General features: G+C 64.0%; 22 protein-coding genes, 2 tRNA genes and 1 pseudogene. 18 read left to right on the top strand and 7 right to left on the bottom strand.

The genetic code is table 11. The features are described from left to right. Positions 1–791: pseudogene (locus DXT59_RS30595) on the bottom strand (hypothetical protein); the annotation flags it as partial. 290 nt (positions 792–1081) lie between these two features. Then, positions 1082–1157: transfer RNA gene (locus DXT59_RS12685), tRNA-Lys, on the bottom strand. Between the two features lie 191 nt (positions 1158–1348). Between DXT59_RS12685 and DXT59_RS12680 the strand changes: the two genes are divergently transcribed. Together DXT59_RS12680 and DXT59_RS12675 are read left to right on the top strand one after the other, a co-directional pair. Further along, positions 1349–1753 carry a PaaI family thioesterase gene (locus tag DXT59_RS12680; RefSeq protein WP_116137245.1) on the top strand — a complete coding sequence of 135 codons (405 nt, stop codon included), beginning with the start codon at positions 1349–1351 and terminating at the stop codon, positions 1751–1753. A gap of 41 nt (positions 1754–1794) precedes the next feature. Continuing rightward, positions 1795–2667 (top strand): patatin-like phospholipase family protein, encoded by an 873-nt coding sequence (locus DXT59_RS12675; RefSeq protein ID WP_116137244.1) that lies wholly within the window; start codon positions 1795–1797, stop codon positions 2665–2667. A gap of 43 nt (positions 2668–2710) precedes the next feature. On the opposite strand, the gene DXT59_RS12670 is transcribed toward DXT59_RS12675, so the two are convergent. After that, complete coding sequence (locus DXT59_RS12670) at positions 2711–3724, bottom strand: D-2-hydroxyacid dehydrogenase family protein (protein ID WP_116137243.1); 1014 nt, start codon at positions 3722–3724, stop codon at positions 2711–2713. Positions 3725–4090: 366 nt separating this feature from the next. On the opposite strand from DXT59_RS12670, the gene DXT59_RS12665 reads away from it, so the two are divergent. Further along, positions 4091–5950, top strand: coding sequence for a phosphoenolpyruvate carboxykinase (GTP) (locus DXT59_RS12665; RefSeq protein ID WP_116137242.1), 1860 nt, complete (start codon positions 4091–4093; stop codon positions 5948–5950). A gap of 268 nt (positions 5951–6218) precedes the next feature. Further along, a complete protein-coding gene (locus DXT59_RS12660) occupies positions 6219–7316 on the top strand; it encodes a LysR family transcriptional regulator (protein ID WP_116137241.1) in 1098 nt (365 codons plus the stop codon). A 106-nt stretch (positions 7317–7422) separates the two neighbouring features. Here DXT59_RS12660 and DXT59_RS12655 read toward each other — a convergent pair whose 3' ends face one another. From DXT59_RS12655 to dprA, 3 genes are all read right to left on the bottom strand, one after another. After that, entirely contained in the window at positions 7423–10080 is a 2658-nt protein-coding gene (locus DXT59_RS12655; RefSeq protein WP_116137240.1) for a DNA topoisomerase III, read from the bottom strand. Positions 10081–10327: 247 nt separating this feature from the next. Beyond that, positions 10328–10705 carry a thioredoxin family protein gene (locus tag DXT59_RS12650; protein ID WP_116137249.1) on the bottom strand — a complete coding sequence of 126 codons (378 nt, stop codon included), beginning with the start codon at positions 10703–10705 and terminating at the stop codon, positions 10328–10330. An 80-nt stretch (positions 10706–10785) separates the two neighbouring features. Then, a complete protein-coding gene (gene dprA / locus DXT59_RS12645) occupies positions 10786–12045 on the bottom strand; it encodes a DNA-processing protein DprA (RefSeq protein WP_116137239.1) in 1260 nt (419 codons plus the stop codon). A gap of 235 nt (positions 12046–12280) precedes the next feature. Here dprA and def point away from each other — a divergent pair, with 235 nt between their 5' ends. From def to DXT59_RS12575, 14 genes are all read left to right on the top strand, one after another. Further along, positions 12281–12784 (top strand): peptide deformylase, encoded by a 504-nt coding sequence (def, locus tag DXT59_RS12640; protein ID WP_240324493.1) that lies wholly within the window; start codon positions 12281–12283, stop codon positions 12782–12784. Between the two features lie 39 nt (positions 12785–12823). Then, positions 12824–13813 (top strand): methionyl-tRNA formyltransferase, encoded by a 990-nt coding sequence (fmt, locus tag DXT59_RS12635; RefSeq protein WP_116137237.1) that lies wholly within the window; start codon positions 12824–12826, stop codon positions 13811–13813. Between the two features lie 97 nt (positions 13814–13910). Further along, positions 13911–14561, top strand: coding sequence for a LysE family translocator (locus DXT59_RS12630; RefSeq protein WP_116137236.1), 651 nt, complete (start codon positions 13911–13913; stop codon positions 14559–14561). Positions 14562–14686: 125 nt separating this feature from the next. Next, positions 14687–15544: a zinc metalloprotease HtpX gene (htpX, locus tag DXT59_RS12625; RefSeq protein ID WP_116137235.1), complete on the top strand. Its 858-nt coding sequence runs from the start codon at positions 14687–14689 to the stop codon at positions 15542–15544. A gap of 195 nt (positions 15545–15739) precedes the next feature. Further along, positions 15740–17182, top strand: a complete 1443-nt coding sequence (gene rsmB / locus DXT59_RS12620; protein ID WP_116137234.1) for a 16S rRNA (cytosine(967)-C(5))-methyltransferase RsmB — start codon at positions 15740–15742, stop codon at positions 17180–17182. Further along, entirely contained in the window at positions 17179–17775 is a 597-nt protein-coding gene (locus tag DXT59_RS12615) for a DUF4390 domain-containing protein (protein WP_116137233.1), read from the top strand. The genes rsmB and DXT59_RS12615 overlap by 4 nt, the downstream gene beginning before the upstream one ends. After that, on the top strand, positions 17765–20176 hold the full coding sequence (locus tag DXT59_RS12610) for a sensor histidine kinase (RefSeq protein ID WP_116137232.1): 2412 nt from the start codon (positions 17765–17767) through the stop codon (positions 20174–20176). Before DXT59_RS12615 ends, DXT59_RS12610 begins: the two co-directional genes overlap by 11 nt. Continuing rightward, complete coding sequence (gene esaR / locus DXT59_RS12605; RefSeq protein WP_116137231.1) at positions 20177–20869, top strand: response regulator transcription factor EsaR; 693 nt, start codon at positions 20177–20179, stop codon at positions 20867–20869. A 105-nt stretch (positions 20870–20974) separates the two neighbouring features. After that, positions 20975–21050: transfer RNA gene (locus DXT59_RS12600), tRNA-Phe, on the top strand. Positions 21051–21447: 397 nt separating this feature from the next. Further along, positions 21448–22179, top strand: a complete 732-nt coding sequence (queC, locus tag DXT59_RS12595) for a 7-cyano-7-deazaguanine synthase QueC (RefSeq protein ID WP_116137248.1) — start codon at positions 21448–21450, stop codon at positions 22177–22179. Positions 22180–22254: 75 nt separating this feature from the next. Further along, positions 22255–22887: a 7-carboxy-7-deazaguanine synthase gene (gene queE, locus DXT59_RS12590; protein ID WP_116137230.1), complete on the top strand. Its 633-nt coding sequence runs from the start codon at positions 22255–22257 to the stop codon at positions 22885–22887. 9 nt (positions 22888–22896) lie between these two features. Next, positions 22897–23349: a 6-carboxytetrahydropterin synthase QueD gene (queD, locus tag DXT59_RS12585; RefSeq protein ID WP_116137247.1), complete on the top strand. Its 453-nt coding sequence runs from the start codon at positions 22897–22899 to the stop codon at positions 23347–23349. Positions 23350–23575: 226 nt separating this feature from the next. Next, positions 23576–24358 (top strand): HpcH/HpaI aldolase family protein, encoded by a 783-nt coding sequence (locus DXT59_RS12580; RefSeq protein WP_116137229.1) that lies wholly within the window; start codon positions 23576–23578, stop codon positions 24356–24358. Between the two features lie 44 nt (positions 24359–24402). After that, positions 24403–25086, top strand: coding sequence for a tetratricopeptide repeat protein (locus tag DXT59_RS12575; RefSeq protein ID WP_420823387.1), 684 nt, complete (start codon positions 24403–24405; stop codon positions 25084–25086). A gap of 49 nt (positions 25087–25135) precedes the next feature. Here the strand turns inward: DXT59_RS12575 and rodA are convergent, their stop codons facing one another. Continuing rightward, on the bottom strand, positions 25136–26290 hold the full coding sequence (gene rodA / locus DXT59_RS12570; RefSeq protein WP_116137227.1) for a rod shape-determining protein RodA: 1155 nt from the start codon (positions 26288–26290) through the stop codon (positions 25136–25138). Between the last annotated feature and the right edge of the window lie 166 nt (positions 26291–26456).

Raw genomic sequence — 26456 nt, 5'->3', positions numbered from 1 at the left:
GGAAACGAAGTGGCTCCTTTATGCCGAAAACGCCCCGGCTCCTTTATGCCGGAAGCCCGGTGGCTCCTATATGGCGGAAGATGACAGACTGGCCCGGACAGGTCATAGCAAATGTCAGGCGGACCGAACGCGGCGCGTGCGAGTCGCGTGTCGTCTCCTTCCGTATGCGCTGCGAGGTAACGGAGGACGTTGGTTGCACGCACGGATAGCGGCAGAACCGCGGGTACGCCTTTGTTGTCCGCCCCTCGGGCGTCCACAGGGAAACAGATAACTCGTGCCTTCAGATCTATCCATTCCCATCGGAGACTGAACAGGGCGCCTTGGCGTAGGCTGGTTTCAATGGCGAGTTCGAAGGCGGGGGCGGCCCATTGATTGCGGCTGGCAGACAGAAGGGATTTGAGCTTGCCGAATTCACCAGGGCGTAGGCGGCAGTCTCGGGCTTTGCTGCCCGATGGCTTCCGGATGTTGTCGAGCGGGTTCAAAAGCCCCTCCATGCCCCATTCCTTGCGCGCTATCTCGAAAAGATGGCGTATCACTTGGAGTTCAAGGCGGATGGTGTTTTCGGCGCGGCCGGCCGCGCGGCGTTTGTCTCGGTACTTGGCAAAGTCGGCACCCTTCAAGTTGGCGAGGGTTCGAAACGCCAGGTCGTTCGTCAGCCATCGGTCAATGCGACGTTCTTCTTGGTAGGGATGGCGCTTCTCGGGGACGATCTCTCTACGATAGCGTTCCAGCGCTTCGGCCAAGGTCGTGCGCTCGGCTTCCGAGCGGTCTACAAACGATCCCGCATCCATCTCGCCTTCGACGTGGCGAGCCCACTTTTGGGCCTGCTGCTTTGTGTCAAACGTACGATAGACTGGTTTGTACCCGCGCGGCGACCCTCGGCGCGCCAATACTCCCCGCGTTGACTGATGTATGCCATTCCAGACTTCATGCGAAAGATTGAGTTCGCTTGGTCTGGATTTTTCCGGTCCGGCAGATTTCCGGCAAAGGCCAGTTTTTGCCGTCCCACGTCAGGTCTATAGACAAAAAAAAAGCACCGACGCTTTCGCGCAAGTGCTTGATTTTCTATTACAAAATTCGTTGGTGGGGCGTGAGTGACTCGAACACTCGACCTACGGATTAAGAGTCCGCTGCTCTACCAACTGAGCTAACGCCCCAACAGACTGCGAATTATGCAGGACTTTTTTCGTCTTGCCTAGCCCTTTGCCGCAAATTTCCCGAAAAAACTTCTCCGCCCCCCACCTACCCGCACCGGCCGGACATTGACGCGTCGTTGTCCGATGGATTTTTTGTCGTCCCGGTATGATGGCGGCACCCTCGCATCGACGCGGCCGACAGGAGACACACCATGACAGAAACCGCCATCGTAGATCTGCTCGACCGCGTTCTAGCGCCCTGGGTGCGTTCGCTCGCGCTCAAGCCGGTGAGCGTCTCCGACGAAAGCGTCACCCTGCGGCTGCCGTTTTCCGGCGAATTCCGCCATTCGGGCGGCGTCATCTGCGGCCAAGTCTTCATGGCCGCCGCCGATACGGCGATGATCGTCGCCATCTCGGCCGCGCTGGGCGAGTTCCGCCCGATGACCACCGTTTCGCTCAACATCCACTTCATGCGCGCAGTGCGCGCCGGCGACGTACTCGTGACCGCACGCGTCCTGCGCATGGGCCGTAACCTGGTATTCGGCGAAATCGAACTCGTCGATCAGGACGGCAAAATGGCCGTGCACGCCACCACCACCTACGCGCTCGTCAACTAAGCGCCAAGCGCCGCGCGGCGCAAACGCAAAAGGAATCGCTCATGTTCGATCAGGTCGTGTTCGCGGGCGGCGGCAACCGCTGCTGGTGGCAGGCCGGCTTCTGGGATGTCGTCCAGCCCGAACTCGCACTCGCGCCGCGCGTCATCGCGGCGATTTCGGCCGGCGCGGCCACCGCTTGCATGCTCTACACGCGCGATTCGCAATGGGTCATGCGCTATTACGAAGACGTTCTTCGCCACAACAAAAAGAACGTCTATTGGGGCAACCTCTGGCGGCGCGGCGCCGCCGTGTTCCCGCACTACGCCATTTACCGCCGGGCGCTGCTCGATATCTACGGCGATGCCTTCGGCAAACTCGCGAGCGCGCCCGAGATTCGCGTCGGCGTCTCACGCGTGCCGCGTTGGCTCGGTGCGCGCGCGTCCGTCGCCGCCGGACTGATCGCCTACAACATCGATAAGCATGTCCGCAAAGTGCTGCACCCCACACTCGGACGCGCCCTGGGCTTCCGGCCCGAATTCGTCCGCGCTCAGGACTGCATTGTCGTCGACGAACTCGCAGACCTCATTCTGCAGTCCTCATGCACGCCGCCGTTCACGCCCGTGCTCAAGCGAAACGGCCGTCCCGTGCTCGATGGCGGCATGGTCGACAACGTCCCCGTCGGCGCGCTCGACGACACCCCGGGCCGCGTCCTCGTCCTCGTCACGCGCCGCTATCCGCGGCCCCAAACTTTCGTCGTATCGAACGGCACGCAGCAGCGGCTGTACGTCCAACCGTCGCGCAAGGTGCCCATTTCGAGTTGGGACTACACGCAGCCCGCGCTCATGCGGCCCGCGTACGACCTCGGCCGTAGCGACGGCGAAGCATTTCTCGCCCGCCTGCCGCAGTTGTCCGAACTCGTGGCCGAACAGCCGTGAGCATCGCTCGCGCGCATTGCGATGCGCGCGAGCGCCTCGGACCTTAGCGCCGCCGCACGACGCTCAACGCCTCGGGATTGACGACGCTCGATACGTCGCCTTCATCGAATGCGAGGATGTTCTTGAACGCCGCGCTGAAGTAAAGCTCGTAGCTCTCGCGTTCGACATAGCCGATATGGGGCGTGCAGATCACGTTCTCCATGCGCAAGAGCCCGTAGCCTTGCAAGATGGGTTCGCTCTCGTAGACGTCGATCGCGACCATGCCCGGCCGGTTGTGCGAGAGCGCGTTGACGAGCGCGTTCTCCTCGAGCAATTCGGCGCGGCTCGTGTTGACGAAAAGAGCCGTCGGCTTCATTCGCAGCAAATCGGCTTGCTTGACGATGCCGCGCGTGTCGTCATGCAAACGCAAATGCAGCGACAACACGTCGCTTTCCTCGAAAAACGCTTCGCGGCTCGCCGCCGCTTCGTAGCCGTCGGCTTTCGCGGCTTCGAGCGAATGCTCGCGGCCCCACACCAATACGCGCATTCCGAAGGCCTTGCCGTAGCCGGCCACGAGCCGGCCGATCTTGCCGTATCCCCAAATGCCGAGGGTATGCCCGCGCAGCACGGTGCCGAGCCCGAAGTTCGGCGGCAGCACGGAGGTCTTCAAACCCGACTGCTGCCACGCGCCTTGTTTGAGGTTCGCAACGTACTGAGGAATGCGGCGCTGTGCCGCCATGATCAGCGCCCATGTCAATTCGGCCGGCGCGATCGGGGAGCCCACGCCTTCGAGCACGGCGATGCCGCGCTCGGTACAGGCGGCCAGATCGATGTGGCTCGACACCTTGCCCGTCTGGCTGATCATTCGCAGATGCGGAAGCTTGTCGAGCAACTGCGACGTGACGCGCGTGCGTTCCCGAATCAGCACCAAAGCGTCGACTTCCGCGAGGCGGCTGGCCAACTGTCCCAGGCCGCGCACGGTGTTATTGAACACTTTGACGTCATGACCGGTCAGTAGCTGAAAGCAATCGAGTTTGCGGACGGCGTCTTGGTAGTCGTCGAGAATGGCAATCTTCATAGGCTAGGGAGGTTCGTTTTGCAGTGCACGATGTACGCAATAGACGCAGTGATATGCTTGTCGGTTCCAACCTGTCACAGGAGTACAAGCTGGCATGAGCGATGCGACGCGCAAGGTCACGATGCTCCCGGCTCTCACTAGGCAGGACCGCCTCTTTTTAACAGCTTGTCGCGCCGGCGCGCAAGCCGCAGATTACGCGCGTGCATCGATCGCGCCCAACAACGTATCGACGCCGCGCCCTCGGCGACAAGCCGTTTTGCTCCTGACGACGCACTCGTTCGTACGCGTACGAACGCGCCCCTCGCACGCAGCGTCAGCGAGCCATGCCCGTTTCCTTCTTTACGATCACAAAACGGAGACTGCTCGATGAACCATCCCGCCTTTGGAGGCGTCGCCACATTTGAAGCACCTGCCTACGTCAAACATCGCAAGCTGATCGACTGGGTCCAGCGCATCGCCGAGCTTGCCAAACCCGATCGCATCGTTTGGTGCGACGGCTCGCAAGAAGAAAACGACCACCTGTGCGAACAGATGGTCGAAGCCGGCACGTTGAAGCGCTTGAATCCCGAGAAGCGCCCGAATTCCTATCTCGCATGCTCGGATCCGTCCGACGTCGCGCGCGTCGAGGATCGCACCTTCATTTGTTCGGAGTACCGCGACGACGCGGGCCCGACGAACAATTGGACGGAGCCGTCCGAAATGCGGGCCACGCTCGAACATTTGTTCGACGGGGCGATGCGAGGCCGCACGCTTTACGTCGTACCGTTTTCAATGGGGCCGATCGGCTCGCCCATCGCGCATATCGGCATCGAGTTGACCGATAGCCCCTATGTCGTCGTCAACATGCGAATCATGACGCGCATGGGCCGCGCTGTGTACGACGTACTCGGCACCGACGGGGAGTTCGTCCCATGCGTGCATTCGGTCGGCGCGCCGCTCGCCGCGGGGCAGGCCGATGTCCCCTGGCCGTGCAATCCGACCAAATACATCGTCCATTTCCCCGAGGCGCGCGAAATCTGGAGCTTCGGTTCGGGCTACGGCGGCAATGCGCTGCTCGGCAAGAAGTGCTTCGCGCTGCGCATTGCCTCGACGATGGGCCGCAAGGAGGGCTGGCTCGCCGAACATATGCTGATCTTGACGGTGACCTCCAACGAAGGCCGCAAGTACCGCGTCGCGGCCGCCTTCCCCTCCGCCTGCGGCAAGACGAACTTCGCGATGCTGATTCCCCCGCGCGCGATGGACGGCTGGACAATCTCGACGATCGGCGACGATATCGCTTGGATCAAGCCAGGCAAGGACGGCCGCCTCTACGCGATCAACCCCGAGGCCGGCTATTTTGGCGTCGCGCCGGGCACGAGCGAGAAGACGAATTACAACGCCATGGCCACGTTGAAGGCCAACGTGATCTTTACGAACGTCGCGTTGACGGACGACGGCGATGTCTGGTGGGAAGGCATGACCGATACGCCGCCCGCGCATCTGATCGATTGGCAGGGTCAGGACTGGACGCCCGAGATCGCGAAGGAAACGGGCCGCAAAGCCGCGCACCCGAACGCGCGCTTTACGGCGCCGGCCTCGCAATGCCCGTCGGTCGATCCGGATTGGGAGAATCCGGCGGGCGTGCCGATCGATGCCTTCATCTTCGGTGGCCGCCGCTCGAGCACGGTGCCGCTCGTGACGGAGGCGCGCAATTGGGTGGAGGGTGTCTATATGGCGGCGACGATGGGCTCGGAGACGACTGCCGCCGCGGCAGGCCAGCAAGGCGTCGTGCGCCGCGACCCGTTCGCGATGCTGCCGTTCTGCGGCTATCACATGGGCGACTACTTCGATCACTGGCTCAAGGTGGGCGAGCGTTTGGATGCGCTCGGGGCCAAGCTGCCGAAGATTTTCTGCGTGAACTGGTTCCGTAAAGGGCCCGACGGCAAGTTCGTTTGGCCGGGCTTCGGCGAAAACATGCGTGTGCTGCGCTGGATGATCGGCCGCGTGGAGGGGCGTGCGACCGGATCGGACCATGCGTTCGGCGTGTCGCCGCGCTATGAGGATATCGACTGGAACGGGCTCGATTTCACCCGTGAGCAGTTCGATCAGGTCATTTCCGTGGACGACGCCGATTGGCGCCGCGAGCTCGCGCTTCATGCGGAATTTTTCGATTCATTACGTCACCGGCTGCCGCCCGCGCTTACCCAGACGAAAGCCGAGATCGAAAATCGCCTCACCACGGCTTAACGATCCGTCCCCTTGCCCGGCGCCGCGCCGCGCCGGGCGGCCTTCTGCAACCGACCGCCCTCGTGGCGGTCTTTTTTTGGGCGACGACTGCGCTGGATGGCTGATTTTTCACATTGTGAATCTCCGCAACATTCGATTACCGCTTGTTTCTTGCTACGAAACAAAAAACGGTGTGCGCGCAACTCTGCGCGCGTTTCAAAGTCGTAGGACAATCACGAATTGGCTCAGGAATTTTTTTCTGAGTAACAACAAGCGGCAGGAGTCGTCAATGGATCATTTGCAGTCAATGCGTGTGTTCGTGAAGGTGGCGGATCTCGGCAGTTTCGCTCGGGCGGCGGGCGCGATGGATATCTCCAACGCGGTCGCTACGCGTCACGTCGCCGATCTCGAAAGCCGCCTCGGCACGCGCCTGCTCAACCGCACTACGCGTAGTCTCTCGCTAACGGAATCGGGCCAGGTCTATCTCGAGCGCGCCCGCCAAATTCTTGATGAGCTCGAGGACGTCGAGCAGATGGTCGTTGCCCGCAACCACGAGCCGGTAGGGACGTTGCGGATCGTCGCACCCGTGGTTTTCGGATTGCACAATCTGGCTCCCGTGCTGCAAACGTATACGCAGCGCTATCCAAAGGTGGTGCCTGATCTGACCCTCGTCGATCGAAGCGTCGATCTCGTGGAAGAAGGGTTCGACGTAGGGATCGTCATTGCTCAGAGAGTGCGCAGCGCAAGTATCGTTACGCGCCGGCTGACGACCGGCTGCATGATCGTCTGCGCCACGCCGGCCTATCTGGAAAAGCACGGCACGCCCACGCGCCCCGAGGAATTGCTCGACCACGCATGCCTGAGTTTGCCCACCGAATATTGGGGCGATGAACGCGTGTTCACGGGGCCGGAAGGGGAGGTGCGCGTCCGTCCGTCGAACGTCATCATCGCCAACAATACTGAGATGCTGCGTCAGTTCGCGTTGCTCGATATGGGTATCGCGATCTTGCCGAGCTACTTGATCGGCAGCGATGCGACGCGCGGCAACCTCGTACGCGTGCTCAGCGATTACCGGTTGCCGCAAGTGGAAATCAACATCGGCTACCCGAGCCGGCGTCATCTCCCGGCCAAGGTGCGCACGTTCATCGATCACCTCGTCGATCACTTCAGTCAGACCCCGAACGGCACGCTCGGGGAACTATGGCTCAAGGATGCGCCGGAACAGGCGCCGATGTCCGCGGTGCCGGCCGTGGAGGCCATCGACGGGGAAGACGAGGCCTACGAAGTCGACAGCGAGAGCGATGCGTTCGGCAGCCGGCGCGAGAACGCGCTGCGCAAGATGGCGCGTCAGCCGCGCTCGCGCGTGAGCACGCCGTCGCCGCTTTGAGGCGAGCGAGCTAGCCGCAAGAAGGGCAGCCAAACGGCCGGCAAAAATAAAGCGAGCGCCCCATATCGGCGCTCGCTTTTGTCCATCGTGCGGCTTACGTCGCGCGTCAGGCGTCGACCTTCCGGGCCGTGGCTCGCTTCGCCGGTGTCTTGGCGGCGGTCTTGACTGCTGTCTTGGCCGTGGTTTTGGTGGCGGCTTTCTTGGCGGGCGCGGCGGTGACGACTTCGGCGGCGCCGTCCCCCTCGGCGCCGCTGTCCGCGGCAGCGGATTTACGCGATGGGCTCTTCGCTGCCGTTTTCGCCGAAGGTTCTTTCTTCTCGAACTCGAAGCCGATCTTGCCGTCGCTTTGCTTGACGAGATAAGCCTTGAAGTTGCGGCCCGTGCGCGACGATTTGAAGCCGGTCAGCAGATCGGTACGGCCTTCGCCGAGCAGCTTCGCCATTTGTTCGCGCGCGATTTCTTGCTGCAAGATTACCTTGCCAGAGCGGAAATCGCAGGTCTTCGGGTTCGCCACGGCGTTCTCGCAGACATAGCTCATGCCGTGCTCGAATACGCGGGCGTGACATTTCGGACACGCGCCGACGCTTTCTTGCTCGGAGAAGTCCGGCGCTTCGCCGTCCTCCCCACCCGCATCCTGGCCAAAATCGAACTCGAGCTTGTAGTTCTTCGTCTCGTCGTCGAACGCCAGCTTCAGGATGGCCGAAAAGGGCCGCCCCATCTTGCTGCGGAAGCCCGACAGCGGACCGATTGTCTTTTGCGCGAGCAGTGTTTCCACTTCCTCGGTCTCGAACTGGCGGCTACCGGGAATCTTCGAGATCGAAAATTCGCATTGGTTGCAGGCGAAACGCCGGTAGTTCTCTTTCACCTGTCCGCCGCAATTCGGACACGGCGTGGCGAGCGTCGCGTAATCGCCGGGAATCGTATCGGAGTCGTACTCTTTCGCGCGCTTGACGATCGTCTGCGTCATGCGGGCGATTTCCTGCATGAACGCGTCGCGCGCGAGCTTGCCGCGCTCCATCTGCGAAAGCTTGTATTCCCATTCGCCCGTCAATTCGGGCGCGGTCAACTCCTTCACGCCGAGCCCGCGCAGCAGCGTCATCAACTGGAAGGCCTTGGCTGTCGGAATCAACTCGCGGCCCTCGCGCACGAGGTATTTCTCGCCGAGCAGCCCTTCGATGATGGCCGCGCGCGTAGCCGGCGTGCCGAGCCCCTTCGCGGCCATCGCCTCGCGCAATTCGTCGTCCTCGACGAGCTTGCCCGCCCCTTCCATCGCGGAAAGCAGCGTCGCTTCGTTATAGCGCGCGGGCGGCTTCGTCGTCAGGCCATGGGCGGCGATCTTGTCGGTCTTGACCTTCTCGTCCTTTTGCACGGGTACGAGATTGGCATCCTCGCCGCTCGTTTCCCGGCCGTAGATCTGCAGCCAGCCCGGCTCGACGAGCACCTTGCCTTCCGTCTTGAAGTGGTGTCCGGCGACCTCGGTGACGCGCGTGGTGATGCGGTATTCCGCCGCCGGGAAAAACACGGCGAGGAAGCGCTTCACGACGAGGTCGTAGAGCTTCTGCTCGGGTTCGGACAGCCCTTTCGGCGCCTGTAGCGTCGGGATGATCGCGAAGTGGTCGCTGATCTTCGAATTGTCGAAGATGCGCTTGTTCGGCTTGACCCATCCTTTATCGAGTACCTGCTTGGCGAATGGCAGATAGTTGTTGCTCTCCTTGAGCATCTGCAGCGTGTCCTGGACCGTGCCCAGATAATCCTCGGGCAGCGCGCGCGCGTCGGTACGCGGATAGGTCAGGACCTTGTGCTTTTCATAGAGCGCTTGCGCGAGCCCGAGCGTGTTCTTCGCCGAGAACCCGAAGCGGCCGTTGGCTTCGCGCTGCAAACTGGTCAGATCGAAGAGCAGCGGTGAAAGCTGGGTCGACGGTTTCGATTCCTCCGAGACCGTTCCGATATGGTCGCGGCACGCGGCCACCACCGATTCGGCCGCGGCGACGCTCCACAACCGCGAGTCTCGCTTCTCCGGATCGAACTCGTCGCGCTTGAATTTCGGATCAAACCAGCGGCCCTCATAGAAGCCGCCCGCGCAGACGAATTCCCCCCGCACTTCCCAATAGTCGCGCGGCACAAAGTGACGAATCTTTTCCTCGCGCTCGACGACGATCGAGAGCGTCGGCGTTTGAACCCGTCCCACCGTCGTCAGGAAAAAGCCGCCGCCCTTGCTGTTGAACGCGGTCATCGCACGCGTGCCGTTGATGCCGACGAGCCAATCGGCCTCCGAGCGGCAACGGGCGGCGTCGGCGAGCGGCTGCATGTCGGCGTCGCTGCGCAGATTCGCGAAACCGTCGCGAATGGCGGCCGGCGTCATCGATTGGAGCCATAGGCGCTGGACCGGTTTTTTCACGTTCGCATGCTGCGCGATGAGGCGGAAGATGAGCTCGCCCTCGCGCCCCGCGTCGCATGCGTTGATGAGACGATCGACGTCCTTGCGCTTGATCAGCTTGGTCAGCACCTTGAGCCGCGATTCGCTTTTCGCGATCGGGTTCAGGTCGAAATGCGGCGGAATGACGGGGAGGTGCGCGAAGCTCCATTTGCCTCGCTTGACTTCGTATTCTTCGGGCGCGGCGATCTCCAAGAGATGGCCGACCGCCGAGGAGAGGACGTACTCGTCGCTCTCGTAGTACTCGTCATGTTTGGTGAAGCCGCCGAGGGCGCGCGCGATGTCGTTCGCGACCGAGGGCTTCTCCGCAATGATCAGTGCTTTGGACATGACAGGATTAATGTAGTGACCGGGGTCCGATCCCGGATTGAGTTCCCTTCAACGACCGCTTTATAGCACACGGCGCGGCACGGGCGGTTTCTTGCACCAAAAAGGATCAAGCCGGCGCGGGGGCGCCGGCACCGGCCGCCGCGCTCGGACGCGTGCGGCGCAAGCCTTTGCGGACGACGGCCGGCGTGCACTGTGTGCACGGAGTGTGCCAAGGAGCACCATCGTGCGATGGCGCGAGCCTCGACGCTCAAACCGCGGCCAGCGCCGGCCGCACCTTCGGCGCACCCACGGCATTGGGCAGGGCCGTCAGGTCGGCGAGCATGCGCTCGGCAATCGCCCGATGCGGCAAAACCGTCCCAAAAAACCGTGCAGTCGTGCCATCTTCGATCAGCAACGTCGGAAAGTTCTCGACGTCGAGGTCGTCGAAGCGGTCGGCATGGGTCTCGATGTCGATCCAGACGAAACACATATCGGGATGGGCATCCGCGAGTTGGTCGAACGTTTCGCGGTATTCGCGGCACGTGCCGCACCATTGGGCGCACAGACAGGCGACAAGCAGTGTGTTCGGGTCGTTGACCCGCTCGCCGATCTCGTCCGAGTCGGTGTCCAGGTTCAGCGCGGGCATGATGCGTTCCTTCTTTTTTAATGCCGGTAGCGGTTTGGGGGACTGTAGCACGCCGGCTTGCCGCACCGTCGTGGGTCGCGTCACCCTTCGGTATAGCGAACGTACCGGCCGCCCGGCAAGACGGCGAGATACCCGCGCAGTTCCAGCTCCAGTAAGGCGCCTTGCAACGTCGCGCTACCCATTTCGGTTCGGGCGGCGAGAATTTCAAGTGCGGCGGGAGCGTGTCCGAGCGCCGCTAACACCCGTTTCGCTGCCGACGACAGCTCGCATGACTTCGCGCAGCGAGGGGTGGCGAACAACGGCAACGTCGCCGCGGGCGGCTGTGCCGGCGGCCGCGACTGCCGCGCCGGCCGCCGGCGCGTCTGCGTCTTGGGCACCGAGGGCCGAGGCCAGGGGTGCGGCGCGTCGTCTTCGGATTCCGTCCCACTGACGGGCGCCTTGGCGCTTTCAAGGCCAAGTCCTTCGTAGACATCCGCCGGCGTTTCGGTCAGCATCGCGCCATCCTTGATCAATTGATGGGACCCGCGCGAAAGCGGCGAATGGATCGACCCCGGTATCGCAAATACGTCGCGCCCCATTTCATTCGCGAGCCTGGCCGTGATGAGCGACCCGGAGCGCAACGCCGCTTCGACGACGAGTACGCCCTTGGTCAGCCCGGCAATGAGCCGGTTGCGCTGAGGGAAATGGGCCGGCTTGGCGGGTGTCGCGAGCGGCCATTCGGAGACGATCGCGCCGTGCGCGGCAATGGCTTGCGCCAGTTCCCGGTGCTGGGCCGGATAGACGACGTCTGCGCCCGTGCCGACGACGGCCACCGTTGCCCCGCCTGTGTCCAGTGCGCCTCGATGGGCGGCGGCATCGACGCCGAGCGCGAGCCCGGACACGACGACGAGCCCGTAGCCCGCGAGTTCGCGTGCGAAATGTCCGGCATCGAAGACGCCTTGCGGCGTGGCGTTGCGGCTGCCGACGATGGCTATGCTCGGCGCGTGCAACCACTGCAACTGCCCACTCACGTATAGCAGCGGCGGCGGATCGTGCATCGTCAAAAGCGTGGAGGGATAGGCCGGATCGTCGAGTGCGACGAGTGCGTTGCCGGGCGTTGCGCACCAATCGAGCGTTCGGCCGAGCAGTTCCTCTACGTCGATACGCGCGGCCGACGCGATAGCGCGCGCCACCGCTTCGCCCGCCGCCTCGGCGAGCGCCTCGAACGGCTGGGCCAGCAATGCGCGCGCGTCGCCGAATGCCGCAAGCAATGCGCGCAGCATCGCGGGCTTCACGGCGCGCACGTTCGTCAGCGCAAGCCAGGCACGCAATTGTTCCGATGTCATTGCGCGGGCGTTCATGCCGTGATGCCTTCAGTGCGCCGCCAGCGAACTCGCGAGCAGCGTGATAAAATTTTCACCATCCGAAATACCTTAGAACGTAGCCGATACGCGCTTTTGCCGCGATCTGACGCGGTCTGACGACGCGTGCGATCCGGCGTATCTTCGACAATCCGGGAGGGCCGCGCGAGTCGCCCGAACGGCTAGCGATCCGACGATGCGTATGGCGAGCTGCGTCGTAACGACTTTTGACACCATGGCTTTACTGAGCATTCTCAATTACCCCGACAAGCGGCTGCACAAGGTGGCCAAACCGGTTCAGAACGTGGACGACCGGATCCGCAAGCTCGTCGCCGACATGGGCGAGACGATGTATGCCGCGCCCGGCGTGGGCTTAGCCGCGACGCAGGTCGACGTGCACGAGCGTGTCATCGTCATCGACGTCTCGGAAACGCACGACCAGCTACGCGCCTTCATCAATCCCGAAATCATTTGGTCCAGCGACGAGCGCCGGCTCAATGAGGAGGGGTGCTTGTCGGTGCCCGGTATCTACGAAGAAGTCGAACGGGCCGAGCGCGTACGCGTGCGCGCGCTCAACGAGAAAGGCGAGACGTTCGAACTCGATTGCGAGGGGCTGCTGGCCGTATGTATCCAGCACGAAATGGATCACTTGATGGGCCGCGTCTTCGTCGAATATTTGTCGCCGCTGAAGCAAACGCGCATCAAAACGAAGATGAAAAAGCTCGCGCACGCGATGTGACGTGACGCGCCGTTCCTATCCGCCGCTTTTGCTCGATACATGACCCATACGCTGCGCGTCGTTTTCGCCGGCACGCCCGAGTTCGCCTGCTCCGCGCTGGCCGCCATCCATGAGGCCGGGTTTCCGGTGCCGCTCGTCTTGACGCAGCCCGACCGCCCCGCCGGTCGGGGTATGAAATTGCAGGCGAGCGCCGTCAAGCGCTACGCGCTCGACCATGAGCTCCAGGTCGCCCAGCCGCCTTCGCTGCGTCGAACCGGCAAGTTTCCGGCAGAAGCCGCCGCGGCGATCGAGCGGTTGCGCGCCACGCCGCACGACGTCATGGTCGTCGCGGCCTACGGTCTCTTGCTGCCGCAGGAAGTGCTCGATATCCCGCCGCTCGGCTGCATCAACATCCATGCGTCGCTGTTGCCGCGCTGGCGGGGCGCCGCGCCGATTCACCGCGCGATCGAAGCCGGCGACGACGAGACGGGTATCACTCTCATGCAGATGGATGCCGGCCTCGATACGGGCGGCATGATCGAGGTGGGGCGCACGGCGATCGATCCGCGCGATACCACGGCGACGTTGCACGACAAGCTCGCGGCACAAGGCGCGCGCCTCATCGTCGACGCGCTGTCGCGTCTCGAGCGCACGGGCGCGTTGCCGGTCACGGGGCAGCCCGGCGAAGGCGTGAGTTACGCCGAGAAGATCGGCAAGCATGAGGCTGCGCTCGATTGGAGGCTCGCGGCCGCGACGCTCGCACGTAAAGTGCGCGCCTTCGATCCGTTTCCGGGCGGGGTCGCCACGCTCGAGGACGGCACGGCGTTCAAGGTCTGGGCGGCCGAACCCGCGCACGCAACGAGCGCCGGCGTCGAGCCGGGAACGATCCTCGCCGTGTCGGCCGACGGCGTTGTCGTCGCCTGCGGCGAAGGCGCACTGCGGCTCACTCAATTGCAAAAACCGGGCGGCAAGCGCTTGCCGGCGCGCGAATTTCTGGCCGGCACGGCGCTGCAAGCCGGTCAACGGCTGAAGTTGCCGGAAGCCGAGTAATGCGTCGGCGTCGGGCGCGCGCGAGCGATGCGCGCACCCGCATCGGCCATGCGATCATGGCGGCGGCATAGCATTCTCATTTCCGGAGCATTCGAGCATGTTCGGCATCGTCCATTTCCCGTTTTTCGTCGCCGCGGTGTTTTTACTGAACGTGACGCCCGGCCCCGATACGGCCTACATCGTGGGCCGCAGCGTGGCGCAGGGCCGCGGCGCTGGATTCATGTCGGCGCTCGGAATCTGCTCGGGTTGCTGCATTCATACGATCGCCTGCGCGTTCGGTCTGACGGCCGTGCTGGCGGCATCGGCCACCGCCTTTACGGTCATCAAGTTCGCGGGCGCCATCTATTTGATCTACCTCGGCGTACGCTTGGTGTTTTCCTCGCCGCCGAAGCCCGAGGCGGGGGCGCCAGGGGGCTCCGAGAGCCCGGCGCAAGCCAGCCGCTCGCTCAGGCAACTGTATTTGCAAGGGTTTTGGACGAACGTGCTCAACCCCAAGGTGGTGCTGTTCTTCGTCTCGTTCTTTCCCCAATTCGTCTCGGCGGAAAGCGACCATAAGGCGTTCGCGTTCCTGACGCTCGGCGGCGTCTTCATCGCCATGAGCGTCGTTTGGTGTCTGTTTCTTGCCTGGGTCGCCAGCGGCGTGACGCGGCGTCTGGGCGGCAGGCCCTCGGTCAAGAAATGGCTCGATCGCGTCGTCGGTAGCGCGTTCGTGGGGCTGGGCCTGCGGCTGGCGGCCGTGCACCGCTAGGCGGCCGCTCTCGCCGCCTCGGGGGCCGGCGGCCGATTCCTGACGAATGGCTTACAATGGAGCGTGACGCCGGGGGCGGCTCATGTGGGGTTCGTCGCCGGCGCGCAAACGAAAAAGGAGTGCACATGTTCAATTGGGTCAAAACCGCGATGCTCATGGCCGCGATCACGGCCCTGTTCGTCGTTATCGGCGGGATGATCGGCGGGTCGCGCGGCATGACGATCGCGCTCGTCATCGCGCTGGCGATGAATTTCTTCTCGTACTGGTTTTCCGACAAAATGGTCCTGAGCATGTACAACGCTCAGGAAGTCGACGAAACCAGCGCCCCCCAGTTCTATCGGATGGTGCGCGAGCTCGCTACGCGCGGCGGTTTGCCGATGCCGCGCGTGTACCTCATCAACGAGGACGCGCCGAACGCGTTTGCGACGGGCCGCAATCCCGAGCACGCGGCGGTAGCCGCCACGACGGGCATTCTGCGGATTCTGTCCGAGCGCGAAATGCGCGGCGTGATGGCCCACGAGCTGTCGCACGTGAAGCACCGCGACATCTTGATCTCGACGATTTCGGCGACGATGGCCGGTGCGATTTCGGCGCTCGCCAATTTCGCGATGTTCTTCGGCGGGCGCGACGAGGAGGGCCGGCCGGCCAACCCAATCGCCGGTATCGCCGTCGCGTTGTTGGCGCCGATCGCCGCCGCGATGATTCAAATGGCGATCTCGCGCGCACGCGAGTTCGAGGCCGATCGCGGCGGGGCGCAACTCTCGGGCGATCCGCAAGCGCTGGCTTCGGCGCTCGATAAAATCCACCGGTTTGCTTCCGGCATTCCGTTCGCGGCGGCCGAGGCGCATCCGACGACCGCGCAGATGATGATTCTGAATCCGTTGTCGGGCGGCGGTATCGCGAACTTGTTCTCGACCCACCCGGCCACCGAAGAGCGTATCGCGCGCCTGATGGAAATGGCGCGCACCGGCCGGTACGACTAGACACATGAGTGACATGGCCGGGCCGTCACGCTCGGTCCATCGCTCGTGAACGGGCCTTTCGGGGCCCGTTTTATTTGACACGCCACGCTAGCCGCGCCCGATCCAGCCGCGCTCGGAAAGATCGAAGGCGTATGCGCGTTACAATGTCGCGTTTATTCGCGCGACGCCTCGCCTTGCGCGGCCTTCGCCTTCTCGATGACTCGATCCGCTCCCATTCGTCGCAAACCGCCGAAAACCGGCGCGCCGCGCTTTTCCACGCTGCATCTCGCGCCCGACTCGCTCGGCTTTGCGCTCGATTGCGCGGCGCTTGCCGTCGGCGCCGTGCGCGCGGGGATGGCGTTGCCGGCCGCGCTCGCCGCCGTGCAAGCATCGGCGTCCGCGGCGTCCGCGGCGGACGCGGCGCTTGCGCGCGGCGCCGTTCAAGACATCGCTTATCGCACGCTGCGCAGGTTGGGCACGGCCGATTGGCTCGTCGCTCAACTGGTGCGCAAGGCGCCGCCCGCGCATGTGGGCGATGTACTCGCCTGCGCGCTGGCGCTCGTGCTCGACGACGCGCAGACGGCCGCCTACACCGCCTTCACCGTGGTCGATCAAGCGGTCACCGCCATCGGCGCGCGCCGCGAATGCGCGTTCGCCAAGGGGCTCGTCAATGCCGTTTTGCGTAACTTTTTGCGCGAGCGCGAGGCGTGGCTCGGGAAGGCGCAAGGCGACGTCGTCGCGGCGTGGAATTATCCGCTCTGGTGGGTCGAGGCAGTCGAGCGGGCATGGCCCGACGATTGGCGGCGCGTGCTGGCGGCAGGCAACGAACCGGGTCCGCTGACGTTGCGCGTCAACACGCGGCGTACGAGCGTCGATGCCTATTTGCAGACGCTTTCGGCGAACGGTATCGCGGCTGCCGCGATCGGGCCTCATGCGGTGCGGCTTGCTGCGCCGCTGCCCGTCGATCGCATCCCAGGATTTGCGCAAGGCCTCGTCTCGGTCCAAGATGCCGGCGCGCAATTGGCGGCGCAATGGTTGAACGTGCGCGATGGAATGCGGGTGCTCGACGCTTGCGCGGCGCCCGGCGGCAAGACGGGGCACGTGCTCGAACTTGCCGCGGTCGATCTCGTGGCGCTCGAATCGGACGCGGGGCGCGCGGCGCGTATCGAAGAAAATCTATCGCGGCTCGGGCTGACCGCGAACGTGACCGTCGGCGATGCCGGCGCCCCGGCGCAGTGGTACGACGGCAAGCCCTTCGACCGCATTCTCGCCGATGTGCCGTGTTCGGCCTCCGGCATCGTCCGCCGCCATCCGGACGTGCGCTGGCTGCGCCGTGCGAGCGACATTGGCGCGCTCGTCGCGGAGCAGCGCCGGATCCTCGATGCGCTGTGGCCGTTGCTCGCCTCGGGCGGCGAGCTGCTCTACGTGACCTGCTCGATCTTCCCCGAGGAATGCGAAGAGCAGGCGCGCTGGTTTGAACGGGCGCACGAAGATGCGGTACGATTGGACGCGCCGAACCAATTGCTGCCGACGGTTTCGGGCGCTGCGGCCGAGCTCTCGGCTCCTTTATCGACCGGAACGCACACCGCCAAGTCGGAGCGCTGCGGTGCCGACCTTGATCACGACGGTTTTTACTACGCGCGCTTTCAAAAACGGTGACGATCAGCAAACGCTTTTTTCGGCTTCGGCTCGTGGCCTTGCTCTGGATTGGGCTGACCGTTTGTTTAGCCGCGGCGGGGCCGGCGCACGCCGATACGATCGCGGTGCAGCGCGCATCGCTGCAAGCCGACGGTACGGGCTGGGACCTCGATGCGCGTTTCGACTTCGAGTTGAACGGCAGTCTCGAGGATGCGGTCAACAAAGGCATTCCGCTCTACTTCACGACGGAGTTCGAGCTCACGCGTCCGCGCTGGTATTGGTTTGACGAACAGCCCGTATCGGTCACGCAAACGCTGCGGCTGTCGTTTCAACCTTTGACGCGCGAATATCGAGTCTCGAGCGGCGGCGGCCTGCAGCAAGGTTTCTCCTCGCTGAAGGAAGCGCTTGCCGTCATCAAGCATGTGACGTCCTGGCGCGTCATCGAGCGCAATCAGGTACAGCTCGGCGAAACCTACACGGCATCGGTGCGCATGCAGCTCGATACGGCGCTGATGCCCAAGCCGTTCCAGGTCGATGCGGTCAACAATCGCGACTGGACGCTCGCTTCCGATTGGAAGCGTTTCACTTTCACGGTGGCCGAACGTGTTAAATAGCGTGCGTCGAAAAGCGGACGTGCGAAGCATCCTCGTTCGCGTGATCGTCTCCACCGTGTCCGTCACCGCGTTGCTGCTGCTCGTGCTGCTGGCCGCGGCGAGCGCGAACACGGAGTTCTTCGATCGCTACTACTCGTGGCTCTACGCGGCGAACATCGCCGTCGCGCTCGTCTTCCTGCTGATCGTCCTCGCGCTCGTCGCGATGATCCTCGCGCGCTTGCGCAAGGGCAAGTTCGGCACGCGTCTGCTCGCGAAGCTCGCCGTGTTTTTTGCGCTCGTCGGCGTGTTGCCGGGCGGGATCATCTACGTGGTGTCGTATCAGTTCGTCTCGCGCAGTATCGAGTCGTGGTTCGACGTCAATGTCGAGACGGCGCTCACCTCGGGCCTGAATCTCGGGCGGGCGATGCTCGACGCCTCGCTCTCCGATCTGCAGACGAAGGCGCACGTGATGGCCGAGCAACTCGCGAGCACGCCCCCCACGAACACGACGCTCACGCTGCTGCGCATGCGCGATCAGTTCGGCGTGCAAGAAGCGATGCTGATGGAATCGTCGCGCAGCGTATCGGGAGCCTCGCCCGACGTGCACGTGCTCGCGCAGGCATCCGGCAACATTTCGTCGCTGATGCCCGACGATCTGCCGACGCCGATGATGCTCGACCAAGCGCGCGGGCGCGGTTACGCGTCGATCGAGGGCGAGGTCGACGGCGATCCGCATGCGAAAGGTTCGAAAGGCGCGCTGCGCCTGCGCGTCGTCGTGCTCGTGCCCGACGCGAGCGCCACGCTGCTGCAGCCCGCCGAGCGCTTCCTACAGTTGTCGCAGCCCGTTTCGCCGACGCTTGCGCGCAATGCCGATGCCGTCCAGCGTGCCTATCGCGAATATCAAGAGAAGGCGTTCGGGCGCACCGGCTTGCGCAAGATGTACATCGGCACGCTGACGCTCGCGCTGTTTTTGGCGACCTTCATCGCGATGATGCTGGCGCTCGCGCTCGGCAACCAGCTTGCGCGGCCGCTGTTCTTGCTGGCCAAGGGCACGAAGGAAGTGGCCGAGGGCGACTACACGCCCAAGCGCGAGGTCAAATCGCGCGACGAGCTGGGCTTTCTCACCCAGTCGTTCAACGCGATGACGCGCCAATTGTCGGAGGCGCGAGCCGCCGTCGAACGCAACCGCGTGGCGCTCGAGCATTCGAAGGCCTACCTCGAAAGCATCTTGGCCAATCTGACGGCCGGCGTGTTCGTGCTCGACCGTCAATTCCGATTGACCACGGCCAATCGCGGCGCGGAACGGATTTTCCGGCAGCCCTTCCAGGGCATGCTCGGCGCCTCGCTCGAACAGATCGGCGCGCTCGCCGAATTCTCCGTGCTGGTACGCAAGGCGTTCGCGGACCGCGAGGCGGCGAGCGAGGGCATTATCGACGACGGCGGCCATTGGCAGCAGCAGGTTGCCGTGTCCGTGCCGGGCGAAACCGAGCCGCTGACCTTGCTGGTACGCGGCACGCGGCTGTTGTCGGCGACGCCCGCGGAAGGCAGCGACGAAGCGGGCACGGCCGGCTACGTGGTGGTATTCGACGACATTTCCGACGTCATCTCCGCGCAGCGTTCGGCTGCGTGGGGCGAGGTGGCGCGGCGGCTCGCGCACGAGATCAAAAACCCGCTGACGCCGATCCAGCTATCGGCCGAACGGCTGCAGATGAAGCTGGCCGATAAGCTCTCGCCGAGCGACGCCGAGGTGCTCAAGCGCGGCGCGACGACGATCGTCAATCAAGTTGCGGCGATGAAGCAAATGGTCGACGACTTCCGCGACTACGCGCGCACGCCGCCGGCCGTCCTCGCGAACTTGCAGTTGAACGAACTCGTGACGGAAGTGCTCGGCTTGTACGGCGTGGAAGAAGGCAAGAGCGCGATCACCGCCGAGCTCTCGGCGTTGCCCGTGATTCGTGGCGATGCGACGCAATTGCGCCAGGTCATCCATAACCTGCTGCAAAACGCGCAGGATGCGGTGGCGGAGATCGCTAACCCGCGTGTCGTCATCGAAACCAAGACAGTAGAATATGGCGACCCCGACGCCCAGGGCAAAGTGCGCGTCGCGGTCCGCCTGACCGTATCCGATAACGGCCCGGGCTTTCCAGCTCGTATTCTCACGCGTGCGTTCGAACCGTACGTGACGACGAAAGCGAGAGGGACGGGACTGGGGCTTGCGATGGTCAAGAAGATCGTCGACGAACATGGCGCACGGATCGATATTCGAAACCGTGTGAAAGCAGGCGAAGCAATCGAAGGTGCGCAGATCTCGATTTTGTTCCTGCAATTGGCAGACGACACCGCACCCGCGCGAGGCCCGGCCTCGGGCGCAGGCGCGGCGTCGGGGACGACAAAAGCAATAGCGCAGACAAGGGCAGCATAAATGGCGACCATCCTGGTGGTAGACGACGAAATGGGCATCCGGGAATTGCTCTCGGAAATCCTGAGCGACGAAGGACATGCCGTGGAGGTGGCGGAAAACGCGCAACATGCGCGCGATTACCGTCTGCGTCAGGCACCCGATCTGGTGCTGCTCGATATTTGGATGCCCGACACCGACGGCGTGACGCTGCTCAAGGAGTGGGCGGCTCAGGGGCTCCTGACGATGCCCGTCATCATGATGTCGGGGCATGCGACGATCGATACGGCCGTGGAGGCGACGAAAATCGGCGCACTGAACTTCCTGGAGAAGCCGATTGCGTTGCAAAAGCTGCTGAAGGCGGTCGAGCAGGGGCTCGCGCGCGGCAGCGCGGTCGCGCCGATCGCCGGGGCGAGCGTGCCGAAGGCCGCGGCGCCCGCCAATGCGACGACGGTCGCGGCGGCTGTCGCGTTGCCGATGCTGGCGGCCGATGCGGTGGCGGCCAGCCCCGTCGCAACGCAAGCGGCGTCGATCTCGTTCGATATTCCCTTGCGCGACGCGCGCGACGCGTTCGAGCGGGCCTACTTCGAGTATCACCTGGCGCGCGAGAACGGCAGCATGACGCGCGTCGCGGAAAAGACGGGCCTCGAGCGCACGCACTTGTATCGCAAGCTCAAGCAGCTAGGCGTGGATCTGAGCAAGAACAAAGGGGAGTGACGGTAGCCCCTTGTTCGCGGTGAGCGGAAAGTCGCTCGTCGAAGGCGAGGTGCAAAAAAGTGCTTGAGCGCCCCGATTCTCCTTGCTATACTCTCGCTTCTTCGTGGCCCGGTAGCTCAGTTGGTAGAGCAGCGGATTGAAAATCCGCGTGTCGGTGGTTCGATTCCGCCCCAGGCCACCACTTGATTCAAGCAAAAAGCCCAGCCTAACCGGTTGGGCTTTTTGCTTTTCGGCGGCAGTCCGTAGGCGGCTCGGCAGTCCGGCGAAGCTCGCCGCTGTCAAGCCGGCGCCGGCATCGGTTCGGTGCGACCGGCTATAATGGCGGGTTGTCAGGATGGCGCCGTCACGCGATCGAGCAGGTTCCGCGGGTTTCGATCCCATGCACAGCGTCGGCCTTGTCCGCCCGCATTCGCACATAGTCGATCATGGTGCGCCGTACTGCACGGTATAAGCGCCGCGCCATTCGACGCTCGAAGGCGAAGCATATACTGCAAGCACCGCGTGGCCCGAGCGCCGCGCCCGCGCGCCGGCGCATGCCGCGCGCTCACCTAACACTGACGGCCCACGGAGTTTCCACGGTGATTCGGACAGATGCTAAGCATGGCGCGCTCGTGCTGTTTTCGGGCGGCCAAGATTCGACTACGTGCCTGGCATGGGCGCTCGAGCGCTATGAGACGGTCGAGACGCTCGGTTTCGACTACGGCCAGCGTCACCGGGTCGAACTCGAATGCCGCGGCGGTGTGCGCGAGGCGATCGTCCGCGCGTTCCCGCAGTGGGCTCAGCGGCTCGGTGAAGATCACATGATCGATCTGTCGGTGCTCGGCGCGATCAGCGATACGGCGATGACGCGCGAGATCGAGATCGAATCCGAGGCCAACGGTCTGCCGAACACGTTCGTACCGGGCCGCAACTTGATGTTCATGACGATCGCCGCCGCGATCGCCTACCGCCGCGGGCTGTCGGTGCTCGTCGGCGGGATGTGCGAGACGGATTTCTCGGGCTATCCCGATTGCCGCGACGATACGATGAAGGCGCTGCAGGTCGCGCTCAATCTCGGCATGGATAGCCGCTTCGTCGTCGAGACGCCGCTGATGTGGCTCGACAAGGCCGACACCTGGCGCCTCGCGCAGAACCTCGGGGGCGATGCCCTCGTGGAACTCGTGCGCGTGGAGACGCATACGTGTTACCTGGGCGAGCGAGCCGAGTTGCATCAATGGGGCTTCGGCTGCGGCGAGTGTCCGGCCTGCCGCCTGCGCAAGCGGGGCTATGAAGCGTTTCTCGCGGGCGAGAAGGTCACGGAGCCGGCTTAAGGCCAAGCGGCGGCGGCGCGAAGCCGGACCGCCGCGCCTACGGGCGGCCCATATCGAGATGATGAAAGAAGCAGCATGACGTACGCGGTCAAGGAAATTTTCTACACGTTGCAAGGCGAAGGCGCGAATGCGGGTCGTCCGGCCGTGTTTTGCCGGTTTGCCGGTTGCAACTTGTGGTCCGGGCGCGAGGAGGATCGTGCAAGCGCCGTCTGCCGCTTTTGCGACACGGATTTCGTCGGCACGGACGGCGAGAACGGCGGCAAGTATCGCGACGCCGAGGCGCTCGCCGGCAAGATCGCCTCGCTGTGGCCCGAGGGCGAGGCCAACCGTTTCGTCGTCTGCACCGGGGGCGAGCCCATGCTGCAACTGGACGAGCCGCTCGTTGGCGCGCTGCATGCGGCCGGGTTCGAGGTGGCGATCGAGACGAACGGCTCGTTGCCCGTGCTCGAATCGATCGATTGGGTTTGCGTGAGCCCCAAGGCCGATGCGCCGCTCGTCGTCACGAAGGGTAACGAGCTCAAGGTCGTCGTGCCGCAAGACGGACAGCGCCTAGCCGAATATGCCGAGCTCGATTTCGACTATTTTCTCGTCCAGCCGATGGACGGCCCCTCGCGCGAGCTGAACACGCGCCTCGCGATCGATTGGTGCAAGCGTCACCCTCGCTGGCGGCTCTCGATGCAGACTCACAAGTATTTGAACATTCCCTGATTCGCCGTGCTGACGATTACCCGAAAACTCGAATTCGATGCGGGGCACCGCATTCCCGACCACCGCAGCCAGTGCCGCAACTTGCACGGGCACCGCTACGTGCTCGAAATCACGTTGCGCGGCGATGTGGTGGAGACGGAAGGCGCGCCCGATCGCGGCATGGTGATGGATTTCGCCGACGTCAAATCGCTGGCGATGGAGCACCTCGTGAACCGTTGGGACCATGCGTTCCTCGTGTTCGAGGGCGATGCGCGCGTGCGCGAATTCCTCGAATCGATGCCCGAGCATAAGACGGTCGTCCTCGATCGCATCCCGACCGTCGAAAACCTGGCCGCCGTCGCCTTCGACACGCTGGCCGGCGTCTACGACGCGCATTACGGCGTCAATCTGCGATTGCACCAAGTCCGTCTCTACGAAACGCCTAACTGCTGGGCCGATGTCGTGCGCGACGCCGCGCGCTAGTTAGCCGGCGCTCGACCTCCCGCGCCCCCGCCCCCAAGGCGGAGCCCCGTAACCCCCTGCACCGCCTTGCATCCGAACGTTTATTCTCGGCGTATGATCGACTGAGGGCCGCATCGTACGACGATGCGGCCGGCCGACGATAAACCTAGGAGCGAGACATGCCGGACGCCGCGCCGCCGATCCGAAACCGTTCGGTGACCCACTCGCGTGCACGGGAGCGATCCCGATGAGCGCGCTGACGAATCCCCTCAAGCAGCGTTTGAAAGACCGCGAGCCGCTGGTCGGCCTGTGGCTGTCGCTCTCGAGTGCCGATGCCGCCGAGGCACTCGCGCACGCCGGATTCGACTGGCTTTGCATCGACATGGAGCACGCGCCGAACGATTCGGCCGACGTGACCGCGCAACTGCGGGCGATCGCCGCGGCGCACCTGCCGACCGAGCCGATCGTGCGTGTGCCGGCGCGCGAGGGCTGGCTCGTCAAACGCGTGCTCGACGCAGGCGCACGCACGGTGATGTTCCCGAACATCGAATCGGCCGCGGATGCTGCCCATGCGATTCGCCTGACGCGTTATCCGGGCGCCGACGCGCCCGACGGTCTGCGCGGTGTCGCGGGCGTCGTTCGCGCGGCCGCCTTCGGTGCGCGCCGAGACTACGTGCAAAGCGCGAACACGCAGATCGCGGCGATCGTGCAGATCGAATCGGCGCGCGCGCTCGACGAGGTGGACGCCATCGCCGCGACCCCCGGCGTCGATTGCTTGTTCGTCGGTCCCGCCGACCTGGCGGCGAGTCTCGGGCACCTCGGCGACTCGAAGCACCCGCACGTGCAGGCAGCGATCGAGCGCGTGCGCGACGCCGCCGCCAAGGCTGGAATCCCCGCCGGCATTTTTGCACTCGACGTCGCCAGCGCGCGCCAATACCGCGACGCGGGCTTCACCGTCATCGCGCTGGCTGCCGATGTCATTTGGCTCGTGCGTGCGACGCGCGCGGCGTTGCAGGAGATGAGGTCATGAGACACCGGAAGATGAAAGTGAAAGCGCGCCTATTCTCGATCCTGATGCTGGCCGCCGGTATTTGGGCAAGCGCCGGCGCTGCGTATGCGCAGGCCGCCGAAAAATCGAAAGGCGAAGCGCTCGTCGACGAGGAGACGCAAACGGCTGTGGCCGACTATAACGCCGGGAATTTCGGCTCGGCGCTCAAGGAGTTCGACGATGCGGCCCATCGCGGCAACCGGCTCGCGCAATTCAACTACGCGATGATGCTGCTGAACGGCGAGGGGACGGCGGCCGATGTGGGCGAGGGGCGCAAATGGCTGCTGAAGGCGGCCGAGGCGAACATGTCGCACGCCCAATATGTCTACGGAAAAATGTACGACGACGGCGATTTCGTGGCGCGCGACCCGGCCGTGGCGCACGAATGGTTCCTCAAGGCGGCTAGCCAAGGGCACGTGCAGGCGGAACTCGCGCTGGCCAATCAATTCCTCGACGGCCGCGGCACCCCGCGCGATAACGCGCAGGCGTTCGTTTGGTACAAGAAGGCGGCCGAGGGGGGCGATATGACCGCGCAGTACGTAACGGGTTCGTTCTACGAACTGGGCGGCGACGGCGTGACGCGCAATTTGAACGTCGCGCGTGCCTACTATGCGGCCGCGGCGGCTCAGGGCGATCCGGCTGCCCGGCTCAAGTATCGGGAACTGAGCCAGGCGCTGCAGAAACAGTCCAAGAAACAACCGTCCAACTAGGCGCTAATCACGCGCACGAACGCATGAACGAGGGCGCGCGAGAGCGCCCTCAACTCTTCATCAAACGCTTTTGACGTCCGACGCTCATGATGAGGCCGACGGCGATCCCGAGGGTGGTCAGCGCCGTGCCGCCATAGCTCATGAATGGAAGCGGCACGCCGACGACCGGCAATACACCGCTCACCATCCCGACATTGACGAACGCATAGGTGAAAAACGCCATTGTCAGCGAGCCGGCCAGTAGCCGGCCGAACAAGGTCGCGCCGTTGGCCGCTATATAGAGTCCGCGCGCGATCAGCGCCGTATAAAGCGTGAGCAACACGAGCTCGCCCGCGAGGCCGAATTCCTCCGAGAAAACCGCGAAAATAAAGTCGGTATGCTTTTCGGGGATGAAATCGAGATGGGCCTGCGTGCCCTTGAGCCAGCCTTTGCCGAGCGGGCCCCCCGAGCCAATCGCGATCACGGCTTGGATCGTATGGAAGCCCTTGCCGAGCGGGTCGGATGTCGGATCGAGCAGCGTGCAGATGCGGTGCTTCTGATAGTCGTGCATGAGCGGCCACTGCACCTGCGGCTGGCAGATCTTGTCCTGGAACGTCGCGACGAGGCCGATGCCGATGACGGCGGCGACGAGCACCGGCACGATCAGCTTGAACGAAAGCCCAGCGAAATAAATGACGAAGAGGCCCGCGGCGAATACGAGCACGGCCGTGCCGAGATCGGGCTGCTTCGCGATCAATCCCACGGGCACGAGCAAGATTACGAAGCCGACGATGAAGTCGTACCAGCGGATGGAGCTTTCGCGGCGCTGGTAGTACCAGGCCAGCATCAGCGGCGTGGCGATCTTCAATATCTCGGAGGGCTGAATGACGACGCCTACGTTGATCCAGCGCTTCGCCCCCTTCTTTGTAATGCCGAAGAGCGCGACCGCGACGAGCAAGGCCACGCCGAACGTATAAAGCGGGACCGCGAAGCGCATCAGCGTCTGCGGCGGGATGGTGGCGAGCACCCACATCAGCACGAACGTCAGCAAGATGTTGCGCAGTTGATCTTCGACGCGCCCGGGCACGTCGATGCTCGCGCTGTACAGCGTGACGATGCCGACGCACAGCAGTAGGAACACCGTCAGCGCGAGCGGGCGATCGAACCCGAAGAACATCTTTTTCAAGCGTTCGAGCCAGGCGCGCTTATCGAAGGCGAAGGGCATGCCTCTCTCTCCGTTATTCGTTGGGGCCGGATGCGGCCGGCGCGGGGGCGGTCGCATCGTGAGTCGTTTCGCGCGGTGCCACGCTCGTGCTGGCGGCGGCATCGGGCGGCGGCGCGCGTCGTTTGCGCGGCGCGGGGGCCGGGCGTTCGCCCGCCGCGCCCGAGGC

This window comes from Trinickia diaoshuihuensis (assembly GCF_003390925.1).
In the GTDB taxonomy this organism is placed as follows: Bacteria; Pseudomonadota; Gammaproteobacteria; order Burkholderiales; family Burkholderiaceae; genus Trinickia; species Trinickia diaoshuihuensis.
This window is presented reverse-complemented; position numbering and strand designations above follow the sequence as displayed.